This is a genomic window from Methanolobus sp. ZRKC2, assembly GCF_045291185.1.
GTDB lineage: Archaea > Halobacteriota > Methanosarcinia > Methanosarcinales > Methanosarcinaceae > Methanolobus.
This window is the reverse complement of sequence record NZ_CP146980.1, coordinates 1,833,030-1,846,277: the sequence shown is the minus strand read 5'-3', so window position 1 is coordinate 1,846,277 and position 13,248 is coordinate 1,833,030. Positions and strand designations below refer to the sequence as shown.

12 protein-coding genes are annotated in these 13,248 nt (G+C 44.9%); 6 read left to right on the top strand and 6 right to left on the bottom strand.

The annotated features are described in order from the left end of the window. Positions 1 to 4 precede the first annotated feature (4 nt). On the bottom strand, positions 5 to 1,186 hold the full coding sequence (sppA, locus tag V7O62_RS08730; protein WP_406655919.1) for a signal peptide peptidase SppA: 1,182 nt from the start codon (positions 1,184 to 1,186) through the stop codon (positions 5 to 7). Positions 1,187 to 1,320: 134 nt separating this feature from the next. Between sppA and metG the strand changes: the two genes are divergently transcribed. The 3 genes from metG to V7O62_RS08715 all read left to right on the top strand — a co-directional run bounded on the left by metG (position 1,321) and on the right by V7O62_RS08715 (position 4,504). Further along, positions 1,321 to 3,360 (top strand): methionine--tRNA ligase, encoded by a 2,040-nt coding sequence (metG, locus tag V7O62_RS08725; protein WP_406655918.1) that lies wholly within the window; start codon positions 1,321 to 1,323, stop codon positions 3,358 to 3,360. A 245-nt stretch (positions 3,361 to 3,605) separates the two neighbouring features. Then, positions 3,606 to 4,097 (top strand): hypothetical protein, encoded by a 492-nt coding sequence (locus tag V7O62_RS08720; protein ID WP_406655916.1) that lies wholly within the window; start codon positions 3,606 to 3,608, stop codon positions 4,095 to 4,097. Continuing rightward, complete coding sequence (locus V7O62_RS08715; protein ID WP_406655915.1) at positions 4,094 to 4,504, top strand: hypothetical protein; 411 nt, start codon at positions 4,094 to 4,096, stop codon at positions 4,502 to 4,504. The genes V7O62_RS08720 and V7O62_RS08715 overlap by 4 nt, the downstream gene beginning before the upstream one ends. 100 nt (positions 4,505 to 4,604) lie before the next feature. Here the strand turns inward: V7O62_RS08715 and cyaB are convergent, their stop codons facing one another. Genes cyaB through V7O62_RS08690 form a run of 5 tightly spaced genes read right to left on the bottom strand, consistent with a single transcriptional unit; the run spans position 4,605 to position 8,522 of the window. Further along, complete coding sequence (gene cyaB / locus V7O62_RS08710; RefSeq protein ID WP_406655914.1) at positions 4,605 to 5,120, bottom strand: class IV adenylate cyclase; 516 nt, start codon at positions 5,118 to 5,120, stop codon at positions 4,605 to 4,607. After that, a complete protein-coding gene (locus V7O62_RS08705) occupies positions 5,121 to 5,510 on the bottom strand; it encodes a Zn-ribbon domain-containing OB-fold protein (protein WP_406655913.1) in 390 nt (129 codons plus the stop codon). A gap of 5 nt (positions 5,511 to 5,515) precedes the next feature. Further along, complete coding sequence (locus V7O62_RS08700; RefSeq protein ID WP_406655912.1) at positions 5,516 to 6,688, bottom strand: thiolase domain-containing protein; 1,173 nt, start codon at positions 6,686 to 6,688, stop codon at positions 5,516 to 5,518. Positions 6,689 to 6,697: 9 nt separating this feature from the next. Then, positions 6,698 to 7,747 carry a hydroxymethylglutaryl-CoA synthase gene (locus tag V7O62_RS08695; protein ID WP_406655911.1) on the bottom strand — a complete coding sequence of 350 codons (1,050 nt, stop codon included), beginning with the start codon at positions 7,745 to 7,747 and terminating at the stop codon, positions 6,698 to 6,700. 34 nt (positions 7,748 to 7,781) lie between these two features. Continuing rightward, a complete protein-coding gene (locus V7O62_RS08690; protein ID WP_406655910.1) occupies positions 7,782 to 8,522 on the bottom strand; it encodes a helix-turn-helix domain-containing protein in 741 nt (246 codons plus the stop codon). Positions 8,523 to 8,656: 134 nt separating this feature from the next. Here V7O62_RS08690 and V7O62_RS08685 point away from each other — a divergent pair, with 134 nt between their 5' ends. The 3 genes from V7O62_RS08685 (at position 8,657) to purH (ending at position 13,162) form a co-directional block, all read left to right on the top strand. After that, entirely contained in the window at positions 8,657 to 9,475 is an 819-nt protein-coding gene (locus V7O62_RS08685) for a Dna2/Cas4 domain-containing protein (RefSeq protein WP_406655909.1), read from the top strand. A 56-nt stretch (positions 9,476 to 9,531) separates the two neighbouring features. Continuing rightward, a complete protein-coding gene (locus V7O62_RS08680) occupies positions 9,532 to 11,436 on the top strand; it encodes a phosphoadenosine phosphosulfate reductase family protein (RefSeq protein WP_406655908.1) in 1,905 nt (634 codons plus the stop codon). A 109-nt stretch (positions 11,437 to 11,545) separates the two neighbouring features. After that, entirely contained in the window at positions 11,546 to 13,162 is a 1,617-nt protein-coding gene (gene purH, locus V7O62_RS08675) for a bifunctional phosphoribosylaminoimidazolecarboxamide formyltransferase/IMP cyclohydrolase (protein WP_406655907.1), read from the top strand. The last annotated feature ends 86 nt before the right edge of the window (positions 13,163 to 13,248 follow it).

The following is a 13,248-nucleotide window of genomic DNA, read 5'->3' as shown; positions in this document are numbered from 1 at the left end:
TATCTCAGATTAACTGGCCATATGGGCTCTCTTCGTAATAGCTCAGGAATTCCTGAACTGCTACTGAAGTACCAGCCTCTGAACCGAAGAGCAGGCTTGACAGTGTTGGCCTGTTCACATAGACAATAGTTGGCTCGCCTTCTATTCCTCCCAGTTCAGCTGCCCTGTCGAGGGCATAATAGAAGTTACCCATTTCATCTACGAGGCCCAGTTCCTGGGCTGTCTCTCCCGTATAGATTCTGCCGTCTGCAATGTCCTTAACCTCTCCGACGTTCATATTTCTGCCTTCAGCGACATCTTCCACAAAGTTACCGTATACCTGGGCGACGACTCTGTTAGCATACTCTTTTTCTCCTTCTGTGAGTCCCCTCCATGTACCGCCCATGTCCTTATACTCTCCTGACTTTGCTACGTAAATGTCGACTCCTTCCTGATCATAAAATCCCGAAAGATTCTGGAACATCCATATGGTACCGATGCTTCCTGTCATTGTGGACGGATTGGCAACTATAAGGTCTGCCGGCGAGGATATGTGGTAAGCTGCACTGGCTGCAAGATCACCCATAGATACAATCACGGGTATACCGCTTTCGCTAGCCATTTTTACTTCGGAGTATACTTCCTCTCCTGCGGTAGATGAGCCTCCTGGGCTGTTAACACGCAGCACTATGGCTTTTACATTTTCATCAGCGGTTGCTTCCCGGATACTTTCAACTATGTCTTCGGATGTTGCGTATCCAAGGCCTCCTGGCACACTGCTGCTAACCAGGGTTCCCTGGACATAGATGACTGCTATCTTGTCACTCGATGAATAAAGTTCACCGCTGAAAGCCTGGAAAATGATAATGAAACTCGATCCGATGATAAGTAAAAGAACAGCCACGATTGCTAAGTACTGCCATTTACGACTTTTTTTTCCTGATGCAGGTGCCTTACCGCTATAAGGAACATCAGGAGGGGATGAATTGTTCTCTCTGTTGCTATTTTGGTTCATATCCTTTTCAGATACTGTTGCCTGCCCACCGGCTGATGTATTCGTTTTTTTTACCGGCTCTTCTTTTTCCTCTTCAAAGGTGTTGTGCTGGCCCTGCCCATCCTGTCCGGTTTCGCCATAAGAATAGGGATATGTATGATATTCGGCATCATCCGAAGATCCCTCTCTGCTATCAGGATATTTTCCGCTCATCAGTAAATTCCATCCTCTATATAAAATGAGCCTGAATGTTGAAAAAGCTTGTGTGTTTTGCAAGCGAAATATATTTTATAATTGCAGGCAATCAACATCAGATATACTGACCATAGCCATAACGGAGAAAATACATGCCAGATATTCCTTCCGAAAAGGCCGTACTTGTGACATGCGGTCTTCCATATGCCAACGGGAAAGCACACGTTGGCCATCTAAGAACATATATTCCCGCTGATATCTATGTGAGATCCCTTAAAAAGAACTCACAGGAAGTAACTTTTGTCTGTGGTTCCGATACTCACGGAACTCCGATCGTTGTGAATGCCGAAGAGCTCGGGATTACACCTAAAGAACTTGTCCAGAAGTACCACGTCCATTTCGACGAGGTATTCAAGAAAATGGAAGTGGAATTCGATGCTTTCGGGACTACAGATGATGAAACAAACCACAAGCGTACACTGGATATTGTTGATAGGCTTATCGAGAAAGGCTATGTTTACCCCAAGATAATAGAGATAGCATATTGCCCTCAATGTGACCGTTTCCTGCCTGACAGGTATGTTGCAGGTACATGTCCCCACTGCGGAGAGCAGGCCCGTGGTGACGAATGTGATCAGGGATGCGGCAAGCACTTAGAACCCGGGGAGCTCAAGGAACCTGTATGTACTATATGCAGAGGCCCTGCTGAGTATAAGGAACAGGAACATTTCTTCTTCAAGCTTTCGGAATTCAATGACTTCCTGCTTGATCACCTGGAACACCTTGGCGGAACCCTGAATGCGCGTAATTATGCACTTGGATGGGTAAAACAGGAGCTTACGGACTGGTGCATTACAAGAAATCTTGAATGGGGTGTGAAATTCCCCGGACATGACGATCTTGTTGTGTACGTATGGGTGGATGCTCCCATCGGTTACATTGCATTTACGGAAGAATGGGCAGAGGCTACCGGTGGAGACTGGGAGAAGTTCTGGAAGGGTGACTGCCCGATAGTTCACTTCATTGGAGGTGACATCATCTACCATCACTGTATTTTCTGGCCGGCAATGCTCAAGGGAGCTGACTACAGCCAGGCATCTGCAGTTGTTGCATCAGGCATGGTGAAGATCGAGGACAAGACTTTCTCAAAGAGCCGCGGTTATGTGGTATGGGTAGAAGAGGATTACCTGGATCATGGTTTCCATCCTGACCTTCTGAGATACTACCTTGTAAGTTATACTTCACATACAAAGGAAGTCAATTTCTCCTGGAAGATATTCCAGGACAAGATCAACACCGAGCTTGTGGGTGTATTGGGCAATTTCCTGTACAGGAACCTGCTCTTTGCTTTCAAGAATTTCGGTGAAATCCCTGAAGGTGACATTGACCCTGAGGTAATGGAAAAGATCAGTTCCACTGTAGAAGAAGTGGTAAAGGCAAATGCGGACTATGAGTTCAAGAAGGCTGCTGATACGGCAATGGCCCTTGCATCATACGGTAATTCATACTTCCAGTCAAACGAACCCTGGAAGCTTATCAAGGAAGACAAAGAGGCCTGTGGCAGGGTCATCAAGAACTGCGTACAGCTCGCCAAGGCATTGATACTGCTTTTCGAACCCATGACCCCGGGTAGCATGGAGAAAGCCTGGAAGCAGATTGGCATGGAATCCGATGTCCACACGGCGACTTACGAGGAAGCAACTATTCCTGTAGTAAGCGGTACAAAACTGGCAAAGCCCGATATCCTGTTCACCAAGCTTGAGGACGACAAGATTGCGGAGATGGAAAAGATATCTGCAAAGCGCATAAAGGATGCAATGGCAAAGGAAGCAGGCATTGAGGAAGTAGAAATTATGGAATACAAAAACGAAATTGAATACGATGACTTCGCTAAACTTGATATCAGGGTCGGCAAGATCGTGACAGCTGAGAAGATCAAGAAATCCAAGAAACTACTACGCCTGGAAGTCGATATCGGTGATGAGGAGCCAAGACAGGTAGTTGCAGGTCTTGCAGAATACTACGAACCTGAAGAGATGGTAGGTAAGATCGTGAACGTGCTTGTCAACCTAAAGCCTGTGAAACTCTGCGGTGTCGAGTCCAGGGGAATGCTTCTGGCAGCGGATGCAGGTGAGCGGGTGTCTTTGCTGACTACCGATAAGGAAATGGGTCCGGGTTCCTGTATCAGGTAAACCCGGCTTTTAGTTCTTTTTTGCTGAGGGTGGGCTTTGAGAGTCCATCCGAATTTTGATTTTTCTTGAAATTTAGTTTTATACTTATGTTCAATTCTTTGAGGCTCTTCATATAAGATTATCATTTTTTCAGTATCAAGAATAAAGAAATATTACCATGAGATGCAGCAATGTTTGGATTATTACTTTCACTTTGGTGACAAATGTATTATATGCAATGTAATGACTTTAACGAAGTGGTTGGAATGAAGGGTCATGAAAAGGTTGCATATCTTGGCAGCATTTTGAAGAGAGTTGGAAATTTTAATATGGATTCATTTGAAAACCGATTAATTTTCCAAAAAACGGTCTATTTAATTGAGGTTTTTGTAGGTGTAAATCTTGACTGTGGTAAATTTTCATGGTATAAAAGAGGACCATACTCCCCTGATCTAACCAAGATAGGATACGATTTAAAGGATAGTTACCGGGATTTAATACCTAGCAGGTTTGTGGACGAAAAAGTAGAATCAAGATTCAAGGAATTTTTACAGTTCATAGGGGAAAAGAAGGATGATCAGCAATATTTAGAATTACTTGCTTCCATGCACTGGTTGAAGCATCAAAATCCTGATCTTGAGGATGATACAATAAGCCAGTACTTAATGGAAACAAAACCACAAATTGATTTATCCTTGTATGATGAGGCATGGGCAAGTCTGAGAAAATACGGGCTGGTTGATGGAGGCAGGACATGATAGCAAATAGTTTTTCTTTATCTCTTTCTTTGTTCACGACTTCTGCTGTCTTACTGGGAATCACCTTTGCAACTTTAAACTTTACACATTCAACATTGCTGAATCCACTTGTTGAAGAACCAAAAATAAAATTGCATAATAAAGATTACAAGCAAGTATTGATACAAACTTCAAAGTATTTAGTGATCGCTGGCATCATATTTGTAATCAATATTGCACTAAACCTATGTTTTCTTTGTTGCAACGATTTTACATACTTGGATATTTCAGTTTACCTGTTTGTAATTGGATGTGTACTCATCGCTTTTAGTTTACTGACAGGAAAAATCAGTTTAAGCTTCCACACTCCTTCCGATGAAAAAGCTCCTGAAATCAAAACACCTGAAATAGAAACTCCTGAAACATAAAATTAGTCTTTATGCATCAACATGTGCTGGTTTCTGGCAGGTTGTTTACAATAAAAACAAAGAATTAAACTTTAAAAGTCTACAGTCCTCTGTAAACCTATTACCCAAGCATCATCTCAAGATAAGAAGTCCTGATAGAATCCTCTTCCCCTATCCCGAATTTTTCCAGGAAGGCGAATATCCTTTTTGTATGCAATTCAACGTCCGATTCGGCGGTGATTTCAACCTCGATGAACTCGCCGATGTCTTTTACGTTGTCAAGGCAGATTATGAGCTTCTCGTAGCTGAATATCTCCCGTGTTTTCCGGACTATTCCGGATTCGTAAAAACCCAGGGCCAACAGGATACTGCGGCTGTTTGCGCCGTCAACCGGAGTTTCGAATTCCTCGCGTGTTTTGGATATGGTATCCAGTTTCTTACCCTTGTAAGTCATTACGGACCTGCCGTTGACAGAGCGTATTCTCAGGGCTTCGTCTGTGCTTGCAAAATCCCTGTGCGGGGCATTAAAGTAGGTGTCACAGTGGTGCTGGACACCCAAAAACTCAGCACCCATGCCAAAGAGCAACTCTTTTGCCTGCTCGTGATCGGCACGGGCTTTTACTTCTATTTCTATCATTTATGCCGGGACGAATTTTGTACCATAGTATATCATGCCGCGCTCACCGCTCTGACCGAGCTTCCTGAACACAGGCTTGACTTTCATGCCTATGTGCATATCTTTTGCTTCGCCTACTACCTGGGTAGTAAGCCTTGGACCCTCTTCAAGCTGGACAATGGCAAGTACATAGGGTGTCATTCCCTCGAAACCTTCTGCTGCGGTATGGATCACTGTATATGTCACAAGCTCTCCGTTTCCGCTGAACTTGAAATCCTCGATTTCTCCTTCACGCCTGCATCCGGGACACATGTTGCGTGGCGGGTAAAAATATTCATCGCATTGTTTGCAGTGCGTACCTACCAGATTATACCTGGCGATTTGCTTTCTCCAAAATCTTGGTACTGACATCGTGATCACCTGTTCCTCGAGAAAATGTGCACAACAGCAGTTGCACCTGATCCACCCACATTGTGGGTCATTCCTACTTCTGCTCCTTCAACCTGGCGCTTACCTGCCTCTCCGCGAAGCTGTTCTACTATCTCAACAGCCTGCTTCACACCGGTGGCTCCCACGGGGTGTCCGCATGACTTGAGTCCTCCGGAAGTGTTCACGGGTATCCTTGCACCGATGGCTGTCTCGCCGTTCTGTGTAACAGTCCCGCCTTCTCCCTTCTTTGCAAATCCAAGATCTTCAATAGCACATATTTCCGCAATAGTGAAACAGTCATGGACCTCCACAAGGTCAATGTCCTTTGGTCCCATCTTAGCCATCTCGTATGCACGCTTGCCTGCCATCACAGATGCGTCCAGAGTTGTAATATCTCTCCTGTCATGCAGTGCAATGGTATCGCTTGCCTGGCCGGTACCTTTGACATATATAGGTGTGTCCGTGTACTCATGGGCTATATCCGCAGGTGCAAGTATGACTGCGGATGCACCATCAGTAATTGGTGAACAGTCAAATATATGCAGAGGATCTGCGACCATTATAGAATTGAGTACGGATTCGATCGTGATTTTGTTCTTGTACTGTGCTATCGGATTGAACTGGCCATTGTGGTGATTCTTGACTGCAACGGCTGCAAGCTGTTCGCTGGTAGTGCCGTACTTGTGCATGTGCATCCTTGCTATCATAGCATACAGTCCGGGGAAAGTTGCTCCCATGATACCTTCCCATTCCCTGTCAGCTGCAGCAGCCAGAGCGGAAGAGGCCTTATTTGAGGGCACATCTGTCATCTTTTCTACACCGGCCGCAATGACAATATCATCCATGCCGGATGCCACCGAATAGATTCCCTGTCTCAGTGCCAGCCCGCCGGAAGCACATGCAGCTTCCACACGGGTAGAAGGTACATGCAAGTTCTTCGCGAGACCTGAATAATCTGCAATAAGCGCACCTATGTGCTCCTGCTCCACAAACTGTCCACCGCTCATGTTACCGACGAACATGGAGTCTATCTCATCACCGGTAATACCGGCATCTTCAACGGCACCGACACCTGCCTTCACAACAAGGTCCCTGAAGGAGCGGTCCCACTGTTCTCCATACTTAGTGTTTTTCACACCGATGATTGCAACATCTCTCATTTTCTCACCTCACGCCAGCCTGATCTTTCCTTTATATCTTGCATATGTTGCATAGTCAACGTATATCGGATCTGCAAGCAATTCCTCTACTTTGGGAGCATTGTCGCGTATCTCATCGATCTTGTCGGTGACTGTGATGCTGAAAGCATCGGCACCTGCACCTGATCCAAAGGCTGTTGCAAAGATTCTGTCTCCCGGTTTTGCCTGGTCCAGAGTCGCTGCGATACCCATCATGCAGGAGCCGGAATATGTATTTCCGAGCCTTGGGACGACCAGCCCTGGCTTGATCTGCTCTTTACTGAATCCAAGCATTGAAGCTGCACGTGACGGAAACTTGCCGTTTGGCTGGTGGAATACTGCATAATCGTAATCTTCAGGTTTTGTGTCTATCTTCTGCATAAGTCCCTTTGCAGCATTCGTCACATGCTTGAAGTATCCTGGCTCCCCTGTAAAGCGTCCTCCGTGTTCCGGATACGGCATTCCCTCACGCCTCCAGAAGTCCGGGGTATCTGTTGTAAATGAATATGTATCTTCAATAATAGCTGCAAGTTCTGATTCCTTATTACCGATAACATATGCCACACCGCCGGCAGCAGCTGTATATTCAAGCGCGTCCCCGGGTGCTCCCTGGGCTACATCAGCTCCGATGGCAAGTCCCAGGTCTATCATACCTGAGGATACCAATCCCATACATGTCTGGATTGCGGCGGTACCTGCCTTGCACGCAAATTCATAATCTGCAGCAGTTAACACCGGTGTAGCACCTACTGCCTCGGCAACTATTGTACTTGTGGGCTTTACTGCATACGGATGGCTCTCCGAACCTGTATACGCCGCACCCACTCTCTGTGCATCGATCCCGGCTCTGTTAACTGCAGATCTTGCAGCCTCAACTGCAATGGTAGCTGCATCTTCATCAACATCCGGAACTGATTTTTCATTAACCATTAATCCCGCTTTTAAAATTTCAGCATCGTCTCCCCATACGCGGGCGATATCTTCTATTTTGATCCTATATTTAGGAATATAGGCACCGTATGAGACTATCCCTACACTCATATTAACACCGTTCTGATCTGTTTTAGTCTTAGAACTATTCCATAATTTGGTAATCACTGTATTTTTTCAGTGCTTCTACCATTTCATCGATGTCCATCGTTGTTGCAAGAAGAGGAATCCTGTCTATTTCTGCCATTTTTTTTGCCATAAGGTCTACTTCACTTCCACGCAGGCCGTGTATAACAACGGCTCCTGGCTTCAGGTTTGTGACTCGAATGGCAACCATCGGCGATTTTCCGGTGGTTACTTTTGTAAATATCAATGCTCGTTCTGTGCTCCATCCGTAAAGTTTCTGGAATTCATGGGATGAAAGTTCAAGAATTGCTTTTTTACTGTCGACGACCGTGAACCCGTACAGTGGCTTTTCAATGCCTTTATGAACGACATCAGCTTCAACAAGGCTTGCAAGCTTTGCCATCTGCATGGGAAAGGTGTATTCGTACGTAGCGTAAATGGCTTTTGATGTTTTCTCTGTGAAAAGCATCCCCTCATAAGCATGAATTTTCTGTCCTCCTCGCTGTGCGTCTATTTCGAGAAGAGCCTCGACGATCCTGCTAACAATAAGCGTACCGGGAGATTTCCTCCTGCCGCTTTCGTAATCACTGATGACCGAAGGTGAAACACCCAGGTAACCTGAAAGGTCTGTCTGGGCAATCTCGAAGTTCAACCGCCATTTCTTCAATGCCTCGCCAGGCTTTTCAGACAGGGTAATCTCGCCTGCCATCTTTTCTGCAAGACGCCGGCGAATCATTTCATGCGATTCGTCTTCCTTCATGCTTTATTTTCCTAAGGATAGATTCACATATATATTTAACGAATACAAGTTCGTTAATTGACGATCATGTAATAACCGGATTTGTTACTAATCATTCGGTTATATATACTATGTTCTGTATCCACTATAAAAATATGTTTCTCAAAAATCAGAAAATTAAGGTAAATGTTTCTGAACTCGTATTATATCTCTTGTGTCCAAGGAAAGTTTATTACTCCTGCCGTGGACATGAAACATTCCCAATAAGCACGTTTTCCCACATTGAACATCTGATCCTGAAGGAAGTAGGCCTGAATTATTCTGATCTCTTGAAAACATGTTCGTCAAAAGACGATGACATCTTAGTTTACCTGGAAACAATGCTCTCAGGAATAAATGAAGAACTGGCAATCATCTATCCGGAAGAACTTGCAGGTATCAGTTCCGATGTAACGGAAGAAGCCATTTCCCGTGTACGGTCCTGTTTCAGCGAAATATCTCAGAATCTATCTTATTTCATAGATGATGAAACGGCAGATGAATTACGTAATCAATTGATATTCTCTGAACCGGGGTGTCTTTTCCATTCGGAAAAGCTTGCTTTCAGCGGTATACCCGGATGTGTTATTGATATAGGTGGCACTTTATCCCCTCTGATTATCAAAACGGGCCGATGCCCGGAAAAAGGAGTCTGGAAAAACGATCGGCTGCATATTGCTTCCCTTGCAATACTTATGGAAGAAAGCGGTGATAATCCTGTTCGATCCGGTATCGTGGTTTATGCCAGGCATGGTAATATAAGGAATGTCAGTGTCCGTCCGGATGATCGGAGACAAGTATTGAAGATTCTGGGGAGAGTAAGAAAAATAAAGGATGGTTCCCTCCCTGACAGGAAGGAAAGTTCCCTTTGTGATGATTGTACTTACCTGGAAATGTGCAAGGTCCGTTCTTCCCTTGCATCCAAATTCTTTTGATATACAGGCCGTTAGTACCCAAAAGTTATTTAATCATTGACTCTTGAGGTCGTACAATGTCAAAACCTCTGTATCTTGGTGAATTGCTCCTTTACTGGTGTCCTTCCTGTAACGTCCCTGTACTTGGAAAAGAATGTTCCTGCGGAAAAGCTACAAAGCATGTGACAATAACTCCTCCGGGGGACATCCGTCCTGCATTCAAGTATGAGATAGACTTGATAAATTCTGTTGCATTAGAACAGTTCAATGCTCCTCTCATAGCAGACGATCGTCTGGTGGTGTTGAACAAGTCTCCATATGATGACCGTATGGACGAAATTATCGTTGATGGTGAGGTACTCGGAAACATTCGTTTTGAGATCGAACATCTCCGCTGGGCACTTTTACTCAGAATTAACGGTGCAAGGCGCATATTCAATAGCATTGACAGAGCTTCCCTGAAGAACTGGGTGGTCATCGATGAAGGTGCCGAGAAGTTCATTCTGGGTGGTGCAAGCGTGTTAGCTCCCGGCATAAATGATGCCGATTCTCAGATAAAGGAAGCTGATGAAGTTGTAGTGCTGACCCATGAGGGAAAAGTACTGGCAACAGGCCGTGCTCGTATGCATGGTTCCCGCATGCTTGAAAGGGGCAAAGGTGTTGCCGTAAAGGTCAGGTTCAAGGAAACTCCTGCCGATGTCACAGTTCCGGATGGTGGTCGTACATGGGATGATGCTGTCGCTGCCAATGAGAATTATTTGCAGGAATTTGTCAGGCGTTCCCATAAGTTCATAAAAAATGTCGCTTCCTCAATTGATCGCCCTGTAACTGTATCATATTCCGGGGGTAAGGACAGCCTTGCTGTGCTGCATCTTGTAAGTGAATGTCTTGATGACTATGAGCTCCTGTTCGCAGATACGGGTATCGAATTCCCTGAAACAGTGCAAAACGCAACTGATGTTGCCAATCATTATGACAAACCGCTTAAGTCTATCAGCTCGGGAGAAGCATTCTGGAACTCCATTGATAATTTCGGTCCTCCAAGCGTTGAAGTCCGCTGGTGTTGTAAAGTATGTAAGCTGGGTCCCATAACACAGCTCATAAATGATAACTACGATGACGGATGCCTTACTTTCATAGGCCAGAGAAAATACGAGTCTAATACGCGTGCCAAAAGTGAGAGCGTATGGAAAAATCCCTGGGTTGGTAATCAGGTTGCAGCAGCGCCTATACAGAATTGGACAGCTATGCACGTATGGTTGTACATCTTCAAGCACAAGCTTCTCTACAATCCGATGTATGAGAATGGTTTTGACCGCATAGGTTGCTGGCTCTGTCCTTCGTGTTCGGTGGCTGATCTGATCCGGCTAAAAGAAACTCATCCGGAAATGGAAAAAAGGCTCAATGATTACCTGCTTTCCTATGCAGAGCGTATGGGCCTGTCAGATGAATGGGTTAAACATGGCTTCTGGCGCTGGAAAAAACTTCCTCCACAGTTGCAGGAGATTGCGAAGAAAAAGGGAATAAACCTTGTTCCAAAAAGCAGTGGTACCGGGAAATTGAGTTTCAGTGTTACTTCAGGTTACCGCCCATGTAAACAGGGTGGTATCTCCGCAGAAGGTGGATTTGATACCGCTATCGATCTGGAAAAGCTGGAGTACACAGGAATGCTGGAAGCTGTTGGCAAGACCGCATATATGGAAGGTGTGGTTTCCCTGCTTCAGGATGAGGATCGTGCCCAGGTCTTTGCTTCCGGGACAGTGACAGCACGCAGTGATACTGATAAGAAGGCAAGGTCTTTAATGAGGAAGGTTGAATTTTCGATTCGCAGGGCACTTCTTTGCAGTGGATGTGGTGTATGCATCGGAAAATGTCCTGGTAACGTAATTCGCCTGAAAAAAGGAATTGCTGTGATAGGCAAGGGCTGTACGCATTGCGGAAAGTGCATTGATGTGTGTCCGGTGATCAAATTTAATTCCTGAGATCACAAAAGGCAGTATTTGCATTTTTCTCCTATATATTTTTTTATTTTTACTGTTATACGACCAGAAACCTTATACATGATTGATGCGAATCTAACTCGGTGATTTTTTGGTAAAAAGAGCACTGCTCAGCGTTTCTGATAAGACCGGTATTGTGGATTTTGCTCGTGGACTCGAAAAACTTGACATACAGATTATCTCAACCGGTGGCACGGCACGTATTCTTCGTGAAGCTGGTTTGGAGGTAACAGATGTTGCAGAAGTTACCGGTTTTCCGGAAATGATGGGCGGGAGAGTAAAGACTCTTCACCCTATGATACATGGTGGCATTCTTTGTGTTCGAGACGATCACGACCATATGGGGGAAGCTGAAAAAGTAAATGTCGAACTAATCGACCTCGTTGCAGTGAACCTGTATCCCTTTGAAATAACAGTTTCGAAAGAAGGTGTCCTCCTTGAAGATGCCATCGAGAACATTGACATCGGCGGACCTGCCATGCTGCGGTCGGCTGCAAAGAATTATCGCTCTGTATCAGTGGTCTGTGACCCTGAAGATTATGGTTCCCTCCTAAAGGAAATACGTTCAAGTGGTATCGTTTCCCAGAAGACAAGGGAAAAACTTGCTGTCAAGGCTTTCAGGCATACCGCAGATTATGATGCAAACATCGATACCTATCTTAGCAAAGTGTTGCTTGGTGAGGAAGTCCTTCGCATGAATTTCAATGACGGTGTAACTCTCAGATACGGGGAGAACTGGCACCAGGATGCTAAATTCTACAAAGAGGTAGGTGTTTCCGGTCCAAGTCTTGCAAATACGAAGCAGCTCCATGGAAAAGAACTTTCTTATAATAATTATATTGACGCTGATAATGCTCTGCAGACAGTCAAGGAACTGGGTCATAATAAACCTGCAGTTGTAATTGTAAAACACAATAATCCATGCGGACTTGCAACAGGAAATTCGCTTCTCCAGGCACTCGGATCGGCATGGGATGGTGATCCAATATCTGCCTATGGCAGTATAATATGTACGAACACCGTATTTGACCTTGAATCTGCACAGTTCCTCAACGGAAAATTCGTCGAGATTATCCTTGCACCGGGCTTTGAGCATGATGCTCTTGAATACCTGAAAAATAAGAGTGCGAACCTGAGACTTCTTGAAATGCCGGAATTGAATGAAGAATTTGAGGTTCAGGACACTTATAAGTATGTTCTGGGTGGGATGCTGAAACAGGCCCGCAATATTGGCATATATGAAAAATGGGATTGTGTTACAGAAACACCTTATCCTGAAGAGCTACGTCCTCTGTCGGAATTCTGTCTTCATGCATGTAAGTGTGTTAAATCGAATGCTGTTACCATTGCCTTTGAGTATGCCGATGGATGCTACATGATGCTCTCCATGGGAGCCGGACAACCCAACAGGGTGGATTCTATCAGGAAACTTGCAGCCACCAAGGCCAGGGAAAATCTGGCTGTTATCTATGAGCGTGAAAAGCCGGATATGTCTTTTGATGAGTATTGTGAAAAGATCCTCTCGAAGTGTGTAATGGCTTCAGATGCTTTCTTCCCCTTTGATGATAGTATTGTACATGCCGCTGAAAATGGTATTATGTATATTCTTTCACCAGGCGGTTCCATCAGGGATGATGAAGTGATATCAACGGCTAACCGGCTGGGTGTTTCTCTGGTGTTCACCGGAATGAGGCATTTCCTTCATTGAATGCTGTGTTTCCTATTTCGGGAACATTGCTTTCATTAATTTTTAGTCTAAGTTATTAAATTGATTCTTATGAAAATCAAGGACTT